General features: G+C 67.0%; 19 protein-coding genes. 9 read left to right on the top strand and 10 right to left on the bottom strand.

What is annotated here, in order from left to right; all coding sequences use genetic code 11:
- Positions 1-26: 26 nt before the first annotated feature.
- The 3 genes from ACQY46_RS09380 to ACQY46_RS09370 form a co-directional block, all read right to left on the bottom strand.
- Positions 27-1,196, bottom strand: coding sequence for a pyridoxal phosphate-dependent aminotransferase (locus ACQY46_RS09380; RefSeq protein ID WP_428699975.1), 1,170 nt, complete (start codon positions 1,194-1,196; stop codon positions 27-29).
- Positions 1,197-1,279: 83 nt separating this feature from the next.
- Positions 1,280-1,708: a large-conductance mechanosensitive channel protein MscL gene (gene mscL, locus ACQY46_RS09375; RefSeq protein ID WP_428699974.1), complete on the bottom strand. Its 429-nt coding sequence runs from the start codon at positions 1,706-1,708 to the stop codon at positions 1,280-1,282.
- 73 nt (positions 1,709-1,781) lie between these two features.
- Entirely contained in the window at positions 1,782-2,444 is a 663-nt protein-coding gene (locus ACQY46_RS09370; RefSeq protein WP_428699973.1) for a hypothetical protein, read from the bottom strand.
- A 110-nt stretch (positions 2,445-2,554) separates the two neighbouring features.
- Between ACQY46_RS09370 and ACQY46_RS09365 the strand changes: the two genes are divergently transcribed.
- Both ACQY46_RS09365 and ACQY46_RS09360 read left to right on the top strand, forming a co-directional pair.
- On the top strand, positions 2,555-6,079 hold the full coding sequence (locus ACQY46_RS09365; RefSeq protein WP_428699972.1) for a PAS domain-containing hybrid sensor histidine kinase/response regulator: 3,525 nt from the start codon (positions 2,555-2,557) through the stop codon (positions 6,077-6,079).
- A gap of 132 nt (positions 6,080-6,211) precedes the next feature.
- Positions 6,212-6,811 (top strand): cytochrome P460 family protein, encoded by a 600-nt coding sequence (locus ACQY46_RS09360; RefSeq protein ID WP_428699971.1) that lies wholly within the window; start codon positions 6,212-6,214, stop codon positions 6,809-6,811.
- A 39-nt stretch (positions 6,812-6,850) separates the two neighbouring features.
- Here the strand turns inward: ACQY46_RS09360 and ACQY46_RS09355 are convergent, their stop codons facing one another.
- Positions 6,851-7,534, bottom strand: a complete 684-nt coding sequence (locus ACQY46_RS09355) for a response regulator (protein WP_428700457.1) — start codon at positions 7,532-7,534, stop codon at positions 6,851-6,853.
- A 365-nt stretch (positions 7,535-7,899) separates the two neighbouring features.
- Between ACQY46_RS09355 and ACQY46_RS09350 the strand changes: the two genes are divergently transcribed.
- The 5 genes from ACQY46_RS09350 to pip are packed head-to-tail and all read left to right on the top strand — an operon-like array spanning position 7,900 to position 11,696.
- The gene (locus ACQY46_RS09350) at positions 7,900-8,199 is read left to right on the top strand and encodes a DUF4212 domain-containing protein (protein ID WP_428699970.1); all 300 of its coding nucleotides are present in this window, start codon (positions 7,900-7,902) and stop codon (positions 8,197-8,199) included.
- Entirely contained in the window at positions 8,196-10,031 is a 1,836-nt protein-coding gene (locus ACQY46_RS09345; protein ID WP_428699969.1) for a sodium:solute symporter family protein, read from the top strand. Before ACQY46_RS09350 ends, ACQY46_RS09345 begins: the two co-directional genes overlap by 4 nt.
- Positions 10,032-10,060: 29 nt before the next feature.
- Entirely contained in the window at positions 10,061-10,357 is a 297-nt protein-coding gene (locus ACQY46_RS09340) for a hypothetical protein (RefSeq protein WP_428699968.1), read from the top strand.
- A gap of 4 nt (positions 10,358-10,361) precedes the next feature.
- Positions 10,362-10,691, top strand: a complete 330-nt coding sequence (locus tag ACQY46_RS09335; RefSeq protein ID WP_428699967.1) for a hypothetical protein — start codon at positions 10,362-10,364, stop codon at positions 10,689-10,691.
- 54 nt (positions 10,692-10,745) lie between these two features.
- Positions 10,746-11,696, top strand: coding sequence for a prolyl aminopeptidase (pip, locus tag ACQY46_RS09330; protein ID WP_428699966.1), 951 nt, complete (start codon positions 10,746-10,748; stop codon positions 11,694-11,696).
- A gap of 13 nt (positions 11,697-11,709) precedes the next feature.
- On the opposite strand, the gene ACQY46_RS09325 is transcribed toward pip, so the two are convergent.
- A complete protein-coding gene (locus ACQY46_RS09325; RefSeq protein WP_428700456.1) occupies positions 11,710-12,114 on the bottom strand; it encodes a secondary thiamine-phosphate synthase enzyme YjbQ in 405 nt (134 codons plus the stop codon).
- 290 nt (positions 12,115-12,404) lie between these two features.
- On the opposite strand from ACQY46_RS09325, the gene ACQY46_RS09320 reads away from it, so the two are divergent.
- Both ACQY46_RS09320 and ACQY46_RS09315 read left to right on the top strand, forming a co-directional pair.
- Positions 12,405-13,373, top strand: a complete 969-nt coding sequence (locus ACQY46_RS09320; protein WP_428699965.1) for an alpha/beta hydrolase — start codon at positions 12,405-12,407, stop codon at positions 13,371-13,373.
- A 44-nt stretch (positions 13,374-13,417) separates the two neighbouring features.
- Positions 13,418-14,290, top strand: coding sequence for an acyl-CoA thioesterase (locus tag ACQY46_RS09315; RefSeq protein ID WP_428699964.1), 873 nt, complete (start codon positions 13,418-13,420; stop codon positions 14,288-14,290).
- Between the two features lie 3 nt (positions 14,291-14,293).
- Here the strand turns inward: ACQY46_RS09315 and ACQY46_RS09310 are convergent, their stop codons facing one another.
- The 5 genes from ACQY46_RS09310 to ACQY46_RS09290 form a co-directional block, all read right to left on the bottom strand.
- Positions 14,294-14,797: a hypothetical protein gene (locus ACQY46_RS09310; RefSeq protein ID WP_428699963.1), complete on the bottom strand. Its 504-nt coding sequence runs from the start codon at positions 14,795-14,797 to the stop codon at positions 14,294-14,296.
- A 105-nt stretch (positions 14,798-14,902) separates the two neighbouring features.
- Positions 14,903-15,523, bottom strand: coding sequence for a 2-hydroxychromene-2-carboxylate isomerase (locus ACQY46_RS09305; protein WP_428699962.1), 621 nt, complete (start codon positions 15,521-15,523; stop codon positions 14,903-14,905).
- A gap of 59 nt (positions 15,524-15,582) precedes the next feature.
- A complete protein-coding gene (locus tag ACQY46_RS09300; RefSeq protein WP_428699961.1) occupies positions 15,583-17,238 on the bottom strand; it encodes a cisplatin damage response ATP-dependent DNA ligase in 1,656 nt (551 codons plus the stop codon).
- A 13-nt stretch (positions 17,239-17,251) separates the two neighbouring features.
- Complete coding sequence (locus ACQY46_RS09295) at positions 17,252-17,674, bottom strand: DUF4440 domain-containing protein (protein WP_428699960.1); 423 nt, start codon at positions 17,672-17,674, stop codon at positions 17,252-17,254.
- The gene (locus ACQY46_RS09290; RefSeq protein ID WP_428699959.1) at positions 17,671-18,804 is read right to left on the bottom strand and encodes a ligase-associated DNA damage response exonuclease; all 1,134 of its coding nucleotides are present in this window, start codon (positions 18,802-18,804) and stop codon (positions 17,671-17,673) included. The genes ACQY46_RS09295 and ACQY46_RS09290 overlap by 4 nt, the downstream gene beginning before the upstream one ends.
- Positions 18,805-18,886: the final 82 nt, after the last annotated feature.

Genomic DNA, 18,886 nt, shown 5'->3' with positions numbered 1-18,886 from the left:
TCCGTAACGCAATTACGTGTGCGTCGTCAACGCGCCAGCCAAGCGGTAAGCCGCTGCGAGGCGCGCTCCAGATCGTGCCGCGAACGCGCGAAGCACAGGCGCAGGAACCCCTCGCCGCCCTCGCCGAACGCGCTTCCCGGAGCAAGGCCGACGCCCGTCTCCGCCACGATGCGCTTTGCGGTCTCGCGGCAGTCGGGATGACCGTCTATGCCGAAGAAGACGTAGAAGGCACCTTGCGGCTGCGCGAACCGTACCCGATTGCTCCCCCCGAGCGCCTCGCGGACGATCGCAAGGCCCTCGTCGGCACGACGAACCTGCTCCGTGACGAAATCTTCGCCCTCGCCCAGCGCGGCCACCGCCGCGCGCTGCATGAACTCGGCAACGCCGGATGTCGAATACTGGATGAGGTTCTCGACCACCTGCCCCATGGCCGGCGGGGCCGCCAGCCAGCCGACACGCCAGCCGGTCATCGCCCAGTTCTTTGAAAACGTGTTGACGTAGAGGATCAGGTCGTCCGGCTCCGAAACATCGAGAAACGACGGTGCGCGCGCCTTCCCTCCTGGAACAAAGCGGCTGTAGACCTCGTCCGAGATGATCCACAGGCCCCGGCGGCGCGCTTCTTCCAGAATGGCAGAAAGGGTCTCGCGATCGGCCATCCAGCCGGTCGGGTTCGAAGGCGAATTGAGATAGATGGCGCGGGTGCGTGGGCCCACCGCGGCGAACAGGCGCTCGACGTCGAGCGTCCAGCCGTCCGGCGAGAATTCCAGCGGAACGGCGACGGCCTTAGCTCCCATCACACCGATCGCGGCGGGGAAATTCGGCCATGCGGGCGATGGATAGACGACCTCGTCGCCGGCGCCGGCAACCGCCTGGACGGCGATCTGGATCGCCTGCATCCCGGATCCGGTGACGAAATAGCGCTCGCTGCCCCAGTCCCGGCCGAAATGACGCAGGTGATAGCCGGCGAGCGCCTCGCGCAGCGCCGGGATGCCCCGCTGGTAGGTGTAGAAGGTTTCGCCCCGGGCCAGGGATTCCTCCGCGGCCCGGCGAATGAACCCCGGCGTGGGAATGTCGCCCTCGCCAACCCAGAGCGCAATCAGGTCTTCGCGCTCGCGCGCGAAATTCACCACTTCGACAATACCGCTTTCGGGCGCGGAACGCGCCTCCGGCCTCAGGGCCGCAATCACATCGGGCATGGGTCAGTCTCTTGGCGGGAGTGGCGGAGCACCCGGCGCTCGGAACGCGGTCCCGCGTTGCCGCCGCCGGGCACGAGCCGCAATCAGCGGGATTTCAGAAGGTCGCGGATCTCGGCGAGGAGTTCCTGGTCCTTGGTCGGAGCCGCCGGCGCGGGCGGAGCCGCCTTTTCCTGTTCGCGCAGGCGGTTGACGCCCTTGACCACGACGAACAGCGCGAAGGCGACGATGACGAACTTGATGACGGCGTTGATGAACAGGCCGATGTTCCACGTCACCGCGCCGGCTTCCTTCGCCGCCTCGATGGTGAGGTAGGGACCGGGCGTCGCGCCTTCGCTCAGGATCACGAAAAGTTGGGAAAAATCGATGCCGCCGATGATCAGGCCGATCGGCGGCATGATCACGTCGTCGACCAGCGACGAGACGATGGCACCGAACGCTGCGCCGATGATGATGCCCACGGCCATGTCGACCATGTTGCCCTTGACGGCAAACGCCTTGAATTCCTTCAGCATGATGGTTCCGCCCGTTGCTGTTCGATGTCGTGACCGGCGCCCTGTGCGCGCGACCGGTCCTGCCAGTCGTCGTTTAGCATGGCGCCGGCGATCCTGAAATTGGAGAGTTTTCGGGGGCACCCGCGATCCCCACCGCGTCGATTTCCCGGGAAAACCGCGCGTGGATGCCGGCGAGCACCAGTCGCAAAAGGTTGCGCAGAACCTCTTCCTCGCCCTGCCTCCGGTCCGCATCGACGATCGGATCGAGCGGCAGCAACGCATGAAACCGGGCAGCCCCCGGCCGCGAAACCATTGCGCGCAGGTCCAGGGGCGGGCGCATCGCCAGTTGTTCCAGAGCGGCGCGGACGTCGTCCTCGACCTCGCCCCCTGCCGCCGTCAGCCGATCCAGCGCGGCCAGCGCCTCGCGCTGCAGGACCTCGTCGAAGCGCGCGGCCCGCTCCCGCGCCGTTGCGGCATCGGCCAACAGCATGTCATGCGCTGCCAGCCGCGCCGCCCGCGTCACCCAGACAAGGCAAAGGGGCGCCGCCCGGTACCGCGCCGCATCGAGCCGTTCCTGAAAGGCTGGCGAGGAGAAAAGCGCCGGCCAGCCGCGCCCGGTCCGCATCCTTGCGTAGTCCTGCATGACGCGGTTGCACAGGTAGCCGGCCTCCAGGGCGAGCGCCCCGGCCAGATCGTCGCAATCGGCAAGCGCGACCGCGCGATCGCCGCGCAGCCATCGCCGAAATCGTTCCAGCACCCCGTGTCTCCTATCGCCGTCCGGCCAATGGACAGCATCGGACAACTGTGGTCCGATCGGCAAAAGCTGGCAAGGAGGAGCCGGCAGGCAGCGCGGGAGGAACGGCACGAATGCTGGAGGGATGGGTCGTCGTCGTCGCGGCGCTCGGCTACGTGCTGTTGCTGTTCGCGATCGCCAGCTATGGCGACAGGACGGCGCGCTGGACGACATCCGGCCACGGCCGCCCGCTGATCTACGCCCTGTCGATCTCCGTCTACTGCACCTCCTGGACCTTCTTCGGCTCGGTCGGCACGGCAACGCGCAGCGGCCTTGAATTCCTGACGATCTATATCGGACCGATCCTGGTCTTCGCGCTCGGCTATCCGCTGCTGCGCCGGATCATCCGCCTTGCCAAGAGCGAGCGGATCACCTCGGTGGCCGACTTCATCGGCGCGCGCTACGGCAAGAGCCAGCCGGTCGCGGCCGTGGTGGCGATCATCGCCGTCGTCGGCATCGTCCCCTATATCGCGCTGCAGCTGAAGGCCGTGTCGCTGTCGGTGACCACCATGATCGGCCACATGGACCTGTCCGCCGGACCTCCCGGCCTGCCCTATTTCGACGACATCACCCTGATGATCGCCATCGGCATGGTGGTCTTCGCCTGGCTGTTCGGCACCCGCCACATCGACGCGACCGAGCACCAGGAAGGGCTGATGCTGGCGATCGCCGCCGAAGCGGTGGTCAAGCTCTTCGCCTTTCTCGCGATCGGCATCTGGGTCACCTATTTCCTCTATGACGGGCCGGGCGACCTCTTTTCCGCGATGGCCGCCGACACCCGCGTGGTCGATGCGATGGCGGGCGAGTTGTCCGGTGGCAACTGGGTGGTGATGACGCTGCTTTCGGGCATCGCGGTCATCCTGCTGCCGCGCCAGTTCCACGTCACTGTGACGGAGAACAATTCAGGCGCGGAACTGCGCCGCGCCACCTGGCTGTTTCCGCTCTATCTCGTTGCCATCAATCTCTTCGTCGTACCGATCGCGGCGGCCGGAATGATCATCCTGGGTCCCTCCACCAACCCGGACACCTATGTGCTGGCGCTGCCGATCGCCGCCGACAATCCGTGGCTGGCGCTGATCGCCTTCGTCGGCGGCCTTTCTGCCGCGACCGCCATGGTGATCGTTGCCAGCGTCGCGCTGGCGATCATGATTTCCAACGACCTGGTCATGCCGCTGGTGCTCCGCCGCTCCAGCGAGGACGCCATCATCTCCTCCAAGGGCGAGGACATGAGCCGTCTCCTGCTGCTGACGCGGCGGGCGGCGATCTTCGTCACCCTGCTGCTGGCCTATGCCTATTACCGTGCCGCCGGCGACACCGCCGCGCTGACCTCCATCGGCCTCCTGTCCTTCGCCGCCATCGCGCAATTCGCACCCGCCTTCTTCGGCGGCCTGGTCTGGCGGCGGGGCACGGCGCGCGGCGCCATCGCCGGCATGCTGTCGGGCTTTGCGATCTGGGTCTACACGCTGTTGCTGCCGACCTTCGCCCAGTCGGGCCTGATGTCCGACGGCTTCATGGAGAACGGCCCCTTCGGCATCTGGCTGTTGCGGCCGCAGGCGCTGTTCACGCTGGCCTTCGACCCGCTCACGCATGGCGTCTTCTGGAGCCTGGCGATCAATGTCGGCGCCTATGTGCTGGTCTCGCTGTCGCGCGCGCCGGAACCGATCGAGCGCCTGCAGGCCAATATCTTCGTGCCGGCGGAATTGTCGCCCGCGCCAGGGCTGCGGCTGTGGCGCACATCGGTCACCGTCGGCGACCTGCAGGCGACCATCGCCCGCTATCTCGGCGAGGAACGCACCGAGCGCTCGTTCCAGCGTTTCACCCGGGAGCGAGGGCGCGACTCCGATCCGGCCGCCCTCGCCGACGCGCAGATATTGCGGTTTTCCGAACAACTGCTCGCCAGCGCCATCGGCGCCGCCTCCTCGCGGCTGGTGCTGTCGCTTCTGGTCAAGCGGCGCGACGCCTCCAGCAAGGGTGCGCTGAAACTGCTCGACGATGCCACCGTTGCCATCCAGTACAATCGCGACCTCCTGCAAACCGCGCTCGACCAGGTGCGGCAGGGCATTTCCGTGTTCGACCGCGACCTGCGGCTGATCTGCTGGAACCGCCAGTTCCGCGAGTTGCTGGGGTTGCCGGCGGAATACGGCCAGGTCGGAACGCCGCTCGACGCGATCCTGCGCTACAACGCCAAGCGGGGCGAATTCGGCAATGATTCCGTCGAGGCAACGGTCGGAGACCGCATCGACAAGCTCGCCGTGCGCCACGAGACGTTCCAGGAACACATGATCAACGGCGGCCTCGTTCTGGAGGTGCGCACCAGCCCCATGCCCGATGGCGGCATCGTCACCACCTATACGGATATCACCGAGCGCGTGCTCGGCGAGGAGGCGCTGGCGCGCGCCAACGAGACGCTGGAACGACGGGTGCGCGAGCGGACGCTGGAGCTGACGCGCGTCAACGAGGAACTGACGGAAGCCACGGCGCTCGCCGACGAGGCCAATCTCGGCAAGACCCGCTTCCTCGCCGCCGCGGGCCACGACATCCTGCAGCCGCTGAATGCCGCGCGCCTCTACGCCTCCAGCCTGATCGAGCGCTTCTCGGAGGGCGAGTTGAAGCATCTGGTGCAGAATGTCGGCGCGTCGCTGGAATCGGTGGAGGAAATCATCGGCGCCGTCCTCGATATCTCGCGGCTCGACACCGGCGCGTTGAAGCCGGAGGTGACCGTGTTCCGCCTGGAGGAGATCCTCAATCCGTTGCGCACCGAGTTCGAGCCGGTCGCGCGCGAAAAGGCGCTCGACCTGCGCATCCTGCCGACCAGCATCAGCGTGCGGTCCGACCGGCGCCTGCTGCGCCGCCTGCTTCAGAACCTTGTCTCCAATGCCATCAAGTATACCCGCTCGGGCCGGGTCCTGGTGGGAGTGCGCCGGCGGCGCGGCAAGGTCGTCGTCGAGGTGTTCGACACGGGCATCGGCATTCCCGAATCGAAGCAGAAGCTGATCTTCCTGGAATTCCATCGCCTCGACGACGGCGCACGCGAGGCGCGCGGTCTCGGGCTTGGCCTGTCCATCGTCGAGCGCATCGCCCGCGTCCTCGACCATCCGGTCGAGCTCGTCTCGCGCGCGGGCCACGGTTCGCGCTTCTCCATAGAGTTGCCGGCCGCGGCCTCGGTACCGGTGGTCCTGGAACCTCCTGCCCCGCTGGCCAACGCTTCCGCGCTGCGCGGCCTGCACGTGCTCGTGATCGACAACGAACCGCAGATCCTCGACGGCATGCGGGTGCTGCTCAGCGGCTGGGGATGCCGGGTGACCACCGCGCTGGATCCGCGTGAAGCGGCGCGCAAGGCGAGCGAAAACAGCGACCGGCCGGATGTCCTGGTCGTCGACTACCATCTCGACGAAGGCACCGGCGTGGAGGCCGTCGTCCAGCTGCGCTGGCGTTTCGGCGTCGAGATCCCCGCGATGCTGGTCACCGCCGACCGGAGCCAGGCGGTTCGTGCCGAGGCTGCGGCAAAAGGCATGGATATGCTCAACAAGCCGCTCAAGCCCGCCGCCCTTCGCGCCTATCTTTCCCGGCTTCGCGGCGCGGCGACGGCCGCGGAGTGACGCAGGTCACAATTTCCTTCAAACGACCGTGTAAAGGCTTGCATTGTCCGTGACCGGCGAACCACGGAACTTGCTGAGGCGCGGCCGCATTTCGCGGTACCGGCGTCTCTGGAACGCTTCGGGGAACACCAAATGAAACGACGTCTGCAACTGGTTCTGGCCGGCCTGGCGCTTGCCCTGTCCGGTCACGCCGCACAAGCGGCCTGCGAGGCCGGAAAGGCGGGATACGAGCTGACACCGACGGAAGCGACTGCCGTCTATGACTGCCTCAAGGCAGAGCTTCTTGACGGCTACCTGCAGGGGGACAAGCGCTGGATTCCGGCCGACTACGTCGCCTCCTACCGCTCCTGGACGCCCGCCAGCGCCTTTCCGGCCGCGCCCGGCTTCCACGGCGAGCGGCTGCTGATGACTTACGTCAACGAGATCGGCGCCGACACCTATCTTGAGTACAGGGACGAGGGCGTCATCGTTCCCGCCGGCACGGTGATCGCGAAGGAAAGTTTCGCGGTCGACGAGCAGGGCAAGGTGCAACCCGGTCCGCTGTTCATCATGGAGAAGGTGGAGGCCGGCCGATCCCCGCAGACCGACGACTGGTTCTACATGGCAGTCGCGCCGAACGGATCGCCGATGGCCATGGACGTGATCTCCGCCTGCAGCGAATGCCACCAGCAGAATTTCGGCGCCCAGGGCGGTCTCGGCTATCCGGTTCCCGAGGCGCGGGTCACGCGCTGACCCCGCCCCGGCTTTCCCCGGCGGCGGGCGGGCTTGCGCTCAGCGGGCGACCGCGGCCTGCCACTGGCCCAGTTCGATCCTGGAGGCGGCGATCACCGCCTGTGTCCGGCTTTCGACGCCGAGCTTCTGCAGGATCGCCGAGACGTGTGCCTTGACGGTCGCCTCGGAGACGCTGAGTTCATAGGCGATCTGCTTGTTCAGCAGTCCTTCCGACAGCATCATCAGCACCCGCACCTGCTGCGGCGTCAGCGTCGCGAGACGGTGGACCATGTCGAGAAGCTCGTCGTCATCCTCGCCGAGATCCACGTCCGGCGGCGTCCAGGCCCCGCCCGCCATGACGCTGAGGACAGCATCGCGAATCACCTCGATCCCAAGCGACTTGGGAATGAAGCCGGACGAACCGAGCTCCATGCAGCGGCGGATCGTCGAGACGTCCTCGGTCGCCGAGACGATGACGACCGGTACGCTCTGGTACTGGGCGCGCAGATACATCAGCCCGGAAAACCCCCGCATGCCCGGCATCGACAGGTCGAGCAGGACGAGGTCCACCTCTTCATGCTTCTCGAGTTGCGTCGCCGCATCCTCGAGTGTTCCGACCTCGGATATCCCGGCTTCCGGATAGAGCGTCTCGAGCGCCTGGCGCAGCGCGCCGCGAAACAGCGGATGATCGTCGGCAATCACGAAATGATAGCTTGCGTTGTCCGACACGCCGGCTTCCTCCATCGACGTCGGCCGAGACACGCCGCGCGCGAGTTGTCGCGCCGCCCCCTCGTACCTTTCCTTGACCGGCGCGCCCGCAGGCCAGCCCGCGAAGGCCAGCGCCGGTCTCCCCCCTGAACCGATCCTTCCGGCTCCCCCACCGTTTGGATCAGTTTCGCTTTGCATTATCGTCACTGGCCACGGCGGCTTCAAGCGGTAGCAGGCCGCCAGCGTGGCCCGGATCAGTATCGCCCGTCTGTCCCGGCCATGTCCTTGCACAATTTTCCACGGCGGCACAGTCGTATATGTGTCGAATGCCGGGTCATACTGACTGCGATGCGAATCACGCATCGCAAGGGAAACATGGATCCGTCGGGAGATTCTGGCGAATGACGCAGCTTTCGGAACAGCCGCCCGCGACCGCGCGGCGATGGTGGCAGCAGACGATGCGGCTCGCCTTGCTGACCCTTGCTGTCCTGGCCGTCTTCGCATTCGCGGTCCATGCCTTCGTCGGCGCGCTCGACACCCTGGTCTTCTTCGGCTTCCCGCTCGGTTACTACATGGCGGCACAAGGATCCGTCATCGCCTTCGTCGTCCTTGTGTTCTGGTTCGTCGCCCGGCAGGAGCGCATCGACCGGAAGGCCGGCGTGGCGGAGCCCTCCCCCCGGGATCCGGAGGACAGCCTGTGAACCCGCCCGGCGCACCGGATCCGTTCCTCGACAATCTCGGCCGCATCTACGGAACGTTCATCGGCGGTCTCCTCGCCATCGTCGGCACGCTGGCGATCCTTGAACAGCTCGGCCTTCCGGACCGGATCACCGGCTATGTCTTTGTCTTCGTGACGCTCGCCATCTATGCCGGCATCGGCATCGCGGCCCGCACCATGCGCGTCTCGCAATACTATGTCGCGGGACGCCAGGTGCCGGCGGTCTACAACGGCATGGCGACCGCAGCCGACTGGATGTCCGGCGCCTCCTTCGTCGGAATGGCCGGAACGCTCTACGTGCTCGGTTATGACGGGCTGGCCTATGTGATCGGCTGGACCGGCGGATTTGTCCTCGTCGCCGTGCTGATCGCGCCGTTCCTGCGCAAGTTCGGCGCCTTCACCGTGCCGGACTTCCTCGGCGCCCGCTTCGGCGGAAACCTGGCGCGGATGATCGGCGTTCTCGTCCTTTTCGCCTGTTCCTTCACCTATGTGGTGGCGCAGATCTACGCCACCGGCCTGATCGCCTCCCGCTTCCTCGGCTTCGCCTTCGAAACCGCGGTCTATGTCGGGCTTGGCGGCATCCTGCTGTGCTCGATGTTCGGCGGCATGCGCGCCGTCACCTGGACGCAGGTAGCGCAATATCTGGTGCTGATCCTCGCCTATCTGTTGCCGGTCGCCATCCTGTCCGCACAGGAATTCGGCTTCCCCCTGGCCCAGGCGACCTATGGCGGCGTTCTCCAGCGGATTACCGAGCTCGAGCAGCAGATGCTCGCCTCCGGCCTTGCCGATCCGGCGACGCTGGTGCCGCATCTTCAGCCTTTCACCACGCTCGATCCGCTCAATTTCTTCGCGCTGATCGGCTGCCTGATGATCGGCACCGCCTCCCTTCCGCATATCCTGATGCGCTACTTCACGGCGGCAAGCGTGCGCGACGCCCGGCGTTCGGTTGCCTGGACCCTGCTCTTCGTCGCCATCCTCTATGTCACGGCACCGGCCTATGCCGCCTTTGCCAAGCTGGAGGTCTATCAGAACGTCATCGGCGCCGGGCTCGATGCACTGCCGCAGTGGATCTACACCTATGGCAAGCTCGGGCTCGTCGACATTTGCGGACAGAGCGCGGCCTCGGCCGACGCGGTGCGCGAGGCCTGCTCTGCACAGCCCGGCAACACCGGCGTGCTGCGCCTCCCCGATCTCGCCATAGACCGCGACATGATCGTCATCGCGATGCCCGAGATTGCCGGACTGCCCTACGTGATCGCCGGGCTCGTGGCCGCGGGCGGTCTCGCCGCCTCCCTGTCCACCGCCGACGGGCTGCTGCTTGCGATCGCCAACGCGCTCAGCCACGACGTTTATTACCGCATGGTCGACACCCGCGCGCCGGCAAGCCGCCGGCTGTTCATCGCCCGCCTGCTGCTGCTGGGCGCCGCTCTCCTGGCCGCCTTCGTGGCCTCGCTACGCCCCTCCGACATCCTGTCGATGGTTGCCTGGGCCTTTTCGCTGGCCGCCGCCGGCCTGTTCCCGGCGCTGGTGCTCGGCATCTGGTGGCGGCGCTGCACGGCGGCGGGTGCCGTGTGCGGCATGATCGCCGGCTTCGGCATCACCTTCTACTATCTGGCGATGACCCAGTTCGGCGGCATGGAAGAATGGTACGGGGTGAAGAATGTCTCGGCGGGCCTGTTCGGCGTGCCGCTCGGCTTCGCGGTGGCGATACTTGTCAGCCTGGTCACCCCGGCACCGTCACGCCACGTGCAGGCGCTGGTTCTGGAGATCCGCAAGCCCTCGGGCGAGCCGGTCCTGCGCGACGGCGCTTCATGACGACGCCCGAAAACGATGGCTGAGGCCGGATGAGCCTGTCGGTCTTCATGATCGTGAATTTCCTGCTGGCGACCCTCATGTATCTCATGCTCGGGCGGTTGGTGCTGCGCCTGCTGCTCGGCCCCCTGGAGGACGGCATCGTCCAGCGTGCCTTTGCCCGCGGGACGGATCCTGTTGCCGCCGCCGTCCGCCTGGTCACGCCCCGCCGCGTGCCCGACACGTTGCTGCTTCTGTTTGCCGCCGTCTGGCTTGTCGTCCTGCGCGTCGCGCTGGTCGTCGGCTTTGCCAACGCGGGCCTTCTGGCACACACCGGCGCGGGAGGCTGAGAGGATGGCACGAGACCACGGCCTTCTTGCCGCGACCGCGCTGCTTGCGCTTGCCAACGGGTTTTTCAATCCGTTGCTCGCTCCCCAGACGATGGCGGCCGTCATCCTGCTCGCCCCGCAGCCCGTCGCCGCCCTGCCTCAGGCGCTGGCGTTTTTCTCCATCGTCCTCGGCGCCCTGCTGACGCTCGTTGCCGGCGGCGTTCCGGCCGCCCTTTACGAACGCGTCCTCGGCCGGCAGCCCGACGACCCTGGCACGGCGCTGGTGTGGTTCTGCGCGACCGCTCTGCTTGCCCTGCCGGCAATCGTGATGGCCGGCCAACTGCTTTTGCGCTAGTTGAATTCCCGTCCCGCCACAGGCCGTATCCGGCCGCCCCAAGGAACGCATCCGATGACCGAAGCGCTGTTTCCCCCGCTGCAGCCCTATGCCACGGGCCAGCTTCCCGTCAGCGAGTTGCACACGCTCTACTACGAGGAATGCGGCAACCCGCAGGGCATCCCGGCGGTGTTGCTGCATGGCGGGCCGGGCGGCGGGGCGGGCGAGATCATGCGCCGCTTCCACGATCCCGAGCGCTACCGGATCATCCTCTTCGACCAGCGCGGCTGCGGCCGGTCGACGCCGCATTCGGAACTGCGCGAGAACACCACCTGGGACCTTGTCGCCGATATCGAGCGGCTGCGGGAACATCTTCACATCGACCGCTGGCAGGTCTTCGGCGGATCCTGGGGGTCGACACTGGCGCTCGCCTATGCCCAGACCCATCCCGAGCGGGTGTCATCGCTGGTCCTGCGCGGCATCTTCCTGCTGCGCCGCGCCGAGCTCCTCTGGTTCTACCAGGAGGGCGCGAGCTGGCTCTACCCGGATCTCTTCGCGCCCTACCGGGACTTCATCCCGCAGGCCGAGCGCGGCGACCTGATCGCCGCCTATCACCGCCGGCTGACCGGACCGGACGAGGCGATGCAGGTGGCGGCCGCGCAACGCTGGGCGGTCTGGGAGGGCTCGACGCTGTCGGTTCTGCGCGATCCGGCGCGCGAGGCCGCCTTTGGGGAAGCGCGCTACGCCCATGCCTTCGCCCGCATCGAGGCACATTACTTCGTCAATGGCGGTTTCTTCACCCATGACGACCAGCTGCTGCGCGGCGTCCCGGCGATCCGCGACATTCCCGCCGTGATCGTGCATGGCCGCCACGACGCGGTCACGCCAATGAAAAACGCGATCGACCTTGCCAATGCCTGGCCGAAAGCGGAGTTGCGCATCGTCGAGGATGCCGGCCACGCGGCAAGCGAACCGGGCATCGTCGCGGCGCTGGTCGGCGCCACGAAGGCCTTTGCCCGGGACTGACGAACGGCGGCTTTCAGGTCCCCAGATAGCGTAGCGTCAGGCTGCGCTGATGCGGTTCGCGCCGGTGCTCGATCAGGTAGACTTCCTGCCAGGTGCCCAGATCGAGCCGCCCGGCCACCACGGGCACCTGCAGGCTGACGCCGGTCAGCGCGCTTTTCACATGGGCCGGCATGTCGTCGGGTCCCTCCGTGGTGTGCCGCCAGGCCGCGTCTTCGGGCGCCAGCCGTGACAGGGCGTCGGCCAGATCGGCCTGCACGTCGGGGTCGGCATTTTCCTGGATCGTCAGCGATGCGGAAGTGTGGCGCAGGAAGACCGACAGTTCCCCGTCGCGTGCGCCCTGCTCGGCAAGCCATGCATCAAGCGCCCGGCCGATTCCGTAGAAGCGCGGGCCTTTGGTCGCCACCATCAGCCGGCCCATGCGCTGACGCAGGTCGAGCCCGTCATCCTCGAAGGTCCAGCACTCATAGGGTTGCGGATAGCGGGTCTGGCGCATGGTTCGGCTTGCCTCCTGGAGGAGGCAGAGTATGCGATTGCCGGCACGCCAGCGCAAGCTGGACACCCCCCGGAGGGTGAGGATCGCTCCGTGCCGGGTCAGGCCTGCAACGTCAATCGGTTAACTTGGGTTGCGGGGCTTGGCATCGCCCCCCGCAGCCATTAGCCTGCACCCGCTTATCCCTTATTCGAGCAAGGCAACGGGGCGGTGGCCGCATGGCTGCATACGATTTCACCAACACGTCTTTCGGCCAGGCGACCGAGGAAACGCGCGACTTCAATCGCGACCTGCTGCGACGCCTGACGCTGCTGCCGGACCAGTGGTCCTATCCGCCATCGGTGATCCGTGAGCGAAGGGCGGAAGGGCTCGGTCCGTTCCCGCGGCCGCCGCGTTCGCCCGATGCCAGGGAAATCGAGATCGACGGCCCGCACGGCAAGGTGCGCCTGCGCCTTCTTGCTCCGAAAAACCGCCCTTCCACCGGTGCCTATCTGCACATCCACGGGGGCGGCTGGACGCTCGGGGCCGCCGATGAACAGGATCCGCGCCTCGGCGAACTTGCCGAAGCGACGGGGCTCACGGTGGTTTCATGCGACTACCGGCTGGCGCCCGAGCATCCCTATCCGCAAGGTCCCGACGACTGCGAGGCGACCGCCCTGTGGCTGCAGCGCGAGGGGGCCGGTCTTTTCGGCGGCACGCGCTTTGCCATCGGCGGCGAGTCGGCTGGCGCCAATCTTGCCGTCACGACGGTGCTGCGCCTGCGCGACGGGCACGGCATCTCCGGCCTGTTCGGCGCCGCGGTGCTGGTCTGCGGCTGTTATGACCTGCGCCTGACGCCCAGCGCCCGCAACTGGGGCGATGCCAAACTGGTTCTCAACACCCGCGACCTGACCATGTTCGCGCGCCACTACCTTGCCCACGGCCAAGATCCGGCGACACCCGACGTCTCGCCCCTGCTGGCCAATCTTGCCGGGCTGATGCCGGCGCATTTCGTCGTCGGCAGCGAGGACCCCCTGCTTGACGACACGCTTTTCATGGAAGCCCGCTGGCGAGCCGCCGGCAACAGCACGGATCTTGCCGTCCATCCGGGCGGCTGCCACGTCTTCCAGCATTTCGACCTCGAGATTGCCCGTGCCAGCAACCTGGCCATCGACCGGTTCCTGAACGCAACGCTTTCTCCCGCCTGAACATCACCCTCCAAACCATTCGACACGCTCCCGGGGAGCCGACCATGCCTGCATTCGAAACATTGTTTTCCTTCGTGAATTGCTGGGAGTGCGACGAGAACGATCATCTCAACGTGCAATTCTACCTCGCCCGCTTCGAGGAGGCCGACCGGCAGTTCCGGCTGATGACCGGCCTCAGCGACGCGGTCGCCGGCGCCCGGCGTGCCCGCCACATCCGCTATCATGCCGAGCTCTATGCCGGCGACACGCTGATGGCGACCAGCCATATCGCCTTCGACGGCCCCTACATGCTGACCGTGGTCCACGAGTTGCGCCGCACGGTCGACGGTGTTCTGGCCGCCACCGCCATCGACGGGTATGCGCCCTCCGACGGCATGGCCCGGGAACTGCGCCGCCGGTTTCAGGAAGCAAGCGCCCCGATGCCCGACAAGGCGCAGCCGCGCAGCCTGTCCTCGGCGCCCGAGGCGACCGGCGTCACCGCCCGCCAGGTGGAGGCTGCCGGCGCCAATGTCGTCCACCGGGCCACGGTGCTGCCGCGCAACACCGGTCCGGACGGCCGGGCCGACGATGCCTTCGCGCTCGCCTGCTTCACCGAAGGCGCGCCGCATGTGTGGAACCGCACGCCGATGACCGACGCCTGGCTGACCAAGCGCGGCCTGGGCCGTGTCGCGGTGGAAATGAAGCTTGTCTGGGCAAGCCCGCTGAAACAGGGCGAGCCGGTCCTGACCTTGAGCGGACTGACCGGCGCGAGCCGGACGACCTTCACCTTCCGCCACTATCTCTACGAGGCGCGGACCCACCGTCTCGCGGCGATCTGCGACGTGGTCGCGCTCACCATGAACCTTGAAAGCCGCAAGGCGGTGCCACTGCAGGAGGAGATTCGCTCGGCGATCCTCAAGGGCCTGCTGAAGCGCTGAGCGCTACTTGCCCATCCCCTCGTATTCGTCGCGCAGGGTCTTCATCAATCCGAAGAAGCGGCGCATCGCCTGCTCTGTGAAGTCGAGCGCCTTGTCCAGCTCGGCTTCCTCCTCGGGGCTGAAGCGCGGACGCCCGTCCTCCTCGCGCGGTGGCGTGCCGGGCGCCGCTTCCGGCACGCTACGGGGCGGCGTTCCGGGACGGGCATTGTCCGTCCCTCCCGAAAGCCTGGCATTTTCCGCGCGCAACGATGCCACTTCCCCGGCAAGGCGCGCGATCTCCGCCTCGAGAGCAAGCTGTGCATCGGGAACGGGCACGCAGCGCCAGCTGTCGTTGCGAAGGCTGCATTCGGCCACCCGGCCGTTCTGCCGGTCGAGGCGCAGATAGCCCTCACCGGCGGGCGCCAGCACATAGCGGTCGTCCGCCTGCGGCCGGTCCGCCCTTTGGGCCGCGGCGGGCCAGGCAACCGCGCCGAGCACGGCAACAAGCACAAGGGTCGCGATCCGCATGACGTTTCTTCCTCGTCTGTCCGGCGGGAATTGCCGGTCGCCGTCAGGCGATCATGACGTCCCGCCATGGCAAAAGCACGACCATGCGTGCGTTCGAATGACGGTTCAGGGCTGCCCGAAAGGGCCACGGCCACTGGAAAGCGCCGCTTCCAGCAACTCCAGCCGGTCCTGTCCCCAGAAAACCTCGCCGTTCAGGACATAACTCGGCGATCCGAAAACCCCCTCGGCGATCGCCTCGGACTGGTTCTCCATGTAGCGTTCGACAATCTGCTTCTCGCCGGCATGGGAGATCACAGCCGCCGCGTCCAGCCCGAGCTTGCCGAGGATCGACTTGTGCGTATCTTCCTCGGCGATGTTCTGCTCCGCCACCCAAAGGGCCTCGAACACGGCCTGCGTGTAGGCGGCCACCGGCCCGCCATCGACGGCAATCGCCAGCGCGATGCGGTCGGCAAGGTCCGGATTGACCGGGAAATAGGCCGGCTGCAGGGTCAGCGGCAGGTTGCGGAACTCGCGCCAGCGCTGCAACTCCACCAACCGGTAGGCCTGGCGCACCGGATGGCGCTTGGCCAGCGGCAGGCCACCGGTTTCGGCGAAGACCGTGGTCAGCGACACCGGGCGGAAGCGCACTGCGTAGCCCTGCTTGTCGGCCATGGCGAGAAATGCCGTGTGGCCGAGATAGGCCCAGGGTGAGGCGTGCGTGTAGAAATAGTCGATGACGCGCTGCATTCAGGCTGTTCCTCGCTCAGCATTTTCCGCCGGCACCCTGCGACGGGACGCGCCGGCGATCAAGCACCGTCTGCCGGACCATCCCCGATCAGCTCCAGCAAGGTGTCGATCCGGTCGGCCTCGACCGGCGGCTTGTCCCGGCGCAGGCGGGAAATGCGCGGAAACCGCATCGCCAGGCCCGACTTGTGGCGACCGGACCGGCTCAGTCCTTCGAACGCGACTTCCAGCACCAGTCCGGCCTGCGCCTCGTGCCGCACCTCGCGCACCGGACCGAAGCGGTTGACCGTGTTGTTGCGCACGAAGCGGTCGATCTCCAGCAGTTCCTCGTCGGTAAAGCCGAAATAGGCCTTGCCGACAGGTACGAGTTCCTCGCCGCCGTCCTCGCGCGGTCGCCAGACGCCGAACGTGTAGTCGGAGTAGTAGGAGGAGCGCTTGCCGTGGCCGCGCTGCGCATACATCAGCACCGCATCGACCCGATAAGGATCGCGTTTCCACTTGAACCACTGCCCCTTGGGACGGCCGGGCAGATAGGGTGCCTCCCAGCGCTTCAGCATGAGGCCCTCGATCGCCGCGGCATCGCCGCCAGCATGAAACGCGGACGGGTCGGAACGCGCTTTTCCCAGCGCCTCCCAGTCATCTGCCATGACCAGCGGCGAAAGGTCGATGCGGGGATGGTCCAGCGCTGCGAGAAACCGTTCCAGCATTGTTCGCCGTTCACGGAAGGGGCGCTCGCGCAGATCCTCGCCCTCAAGCGCCAGGAGGTCGTAGGCGCGGATCGCGGCCGGATGGTCTCGCATCATCTTCGCCGTCACCGTCTTGCGGTTGAGCCGTTGCTGCAAGGCGTTGAAGCTCTGCGCCAGCCCGTCGGTCACGACCAGCAGTTCGCCGTCTATGGCGGCATCGAAACCGAGCGTTTCGACAAGATCGGGAAACGCTGCGGAAATGTCCTCGCCGGTGCGCGTGTAGAGCCGGCGACGCAGCGCCCCCGTCCGGTCCCGCGCGGCTGCGGCCTGCACGCGGATGCCGTCCCATTTCCACTCGGCGGCGAATTCGCCTGCATCGAGCGCCGCCATGTCCCGCGCCTCCAGCGGATGGGCGAGCATTGCCGGGCGAAACGGCACGGGATCGTCGGTCTGCGGCCGGTCGCCCTTGCCGGTCGCCCAGGCGAAGAGCGCCTCATAGGGCGGGGCGAGCCCGTGCCAGACTTCCTCGACATCGTCGGGCGTGAGCGAACCGAGGCTCGCAACGGCGGTCTTGGCGAGCCGGGCGGAAGCGCCGACGCGAAGCCCGCCGGTCACCAGCTTGAGCAGCGCCCAGCGGCCGGTCTCGTCGAGCGTGCCGAGCCAGCCGGCGATCAGTCCCGACACTTCGCCGCGGCCCGCCCTTTCCAGCCGTTCCACCACCTCGTCGAGCGAAGGCGGCTCGCCGGCCGGACCCGTTTCCGGGACGGGCCAGATCAGCGCGATCGTCTCGGACAGGTCACCGACGAAGTCATAGGAGAGCGCGAAGAGATGCGGGTCGACACGCTCGGCGGCAAGCGCGCGCAAGGTCGCCGGCTTGGCGTTGCGGAACCGCAGGTTGCCGGTCAACGCGGCAAGCGCGTAGCCGCGCGCCGGATCGCTCTCGCGCGAGAAGTAGTCGCCAAGCAGCGCCAGCTTCGCCGAGCGGCGCGGCTCGAAGGACACCCGGTCCAGCAAGGTGGCGAAGCCGTGCATCCGGGCGGGCCGGTCAGGGCTCGTTGACGATCATCGCGATGCGCCAGGTGTCGCCGTCATAGATCAGGTGATAGTGGCAGGTGAACTCGATCACCGGCTCGCCATCGGCATCCGATTGCACCCAGGCAAGCGTTGCCATGCCCGCGTCTCCCTCGACATGGGTCGAAAGCACGTCAAAGGCGGAGCTCACCACGCCCTCCTTGTCGAGCGCGGCGAACAGCTTCTCGATGTTCTCCAGAAGCTCCTCGTCATCCTGGAAGACATTGCCCTTGCCGAACTGCCAGATCACCGCCGGATAGGCGAAACAGTCGGCAACGCTTTCCGCGTCGAAATCCTCGAACGCCTCGCGGTAATCATCGAAGAGGTCGAGCAGACCCTCGTCGAACCCCTCGTCAGGCTCCTGCAGGCCTTCGGGCCCTGAAATCTCGTCGCTCATCTCGCACTCCCGGTCCCGGCGGTCGCATCCGCCCGTGTCTCGGCCAAAGTCCCGGCCTTTCGCTCGACGGCATCCGTCGTGTCGCCCTCATCGCCATAGCCGATCAGGTTGAGCGGCCGGGCTTCCAGGCCCTGGCTACCGCACCAGTGCACCAGGGCCTCCTCCGCTCCGTGCGTCACCCATATCTCGCGCGCGCCCGTCTCGACAATCGTCCTCCTCAGATCATCCCAATCGGCGTGGTCCGATATCACCAGCGGCAGTTCCGCACCGCGCTGGCGCGCCCTTGCCCTGACCCGCACCCAGCCGCTGGCGACCGCCGTGACGGGATCGCCGAAGCGCCGCGCCCAACGGTCGGCGAGCTGGCCCGGCGGGCAGAGCACGATTTCACCCGCCAGGTCCCTCGCCCGCTCGCCCACCTGCTCGAGCGGGCCGAGACCGACCCCCTGCTCCGCATAATAGGCGCACAGCCGCACCAGCGCACCGTGCAGATAGATCGTCCTCTCATAGCCGCGTGCCCTGAGTTCGGCGATCAGCCGCTGCGCCTTGCCGAGCGAATAGGCGCCGACGAGATGCGTCCTCTGTTCAAACAGCCTGTGGCTCGCCAGCAGCTTGTCGATCTCGCCGGCCACCGGCGGATGGCGGAATACGGGAAGGCCGAAGGTCGCCTCGGTGATGAAGACATCGCACTCGATCAACTCGAACGGCGCGCAGGTCGGGTCCGCCTGGCGCTTGTAATCGCCCGAAACGACGATGCGCCGTCCTGCCGCTTCGATCAGCACCTGCATGGACCCGAGCACATGGCCGGCCGGATGGAAGGAGACAGTGACCTCGCCCAGCCGGGTCCGCGCGCCCGGCCCGGCCACCTGGGTGCTGCCCGCGAAATCCTCGCCGTAACGGATCGCCATGATGTCGAGCGTCTCGCGCGAGGCGAGCACCGCACCGTGGCCGGCACGCGCATGATCGGCATGGCCATGCGTGATCAGCGCCCTTGCCACGGGGCGCACCGGGTCGATGTGAAAATCGCCGCGCGGGCAGTAAAGCCCGGCCGGCGTCAGCGTCAGGATGTCGCCGCCAGTGGTTGGTGTCGTGGCCGGCTTCGTGGTCGGCGTCGTGGTCTGTGGCCTCGTCATGACTGCAAATGTAGGCATGCGGCGAGAGATTGGAAATGCATGCACCGGTCCATGGTTTCCGATCCGTACCTCGACGCCTCGC

The organism is Stappia sp. (assembly GCF_965276915.1).
Taxonomy (GTDB): Bacteria; Pseudomonadota; Alphaproteobacteria; order Rhizobiales; family Stappiaceae; genus Stappia.
This window is presented reverse-complemented; position numbering and strand designations above follow the sequence as displayed.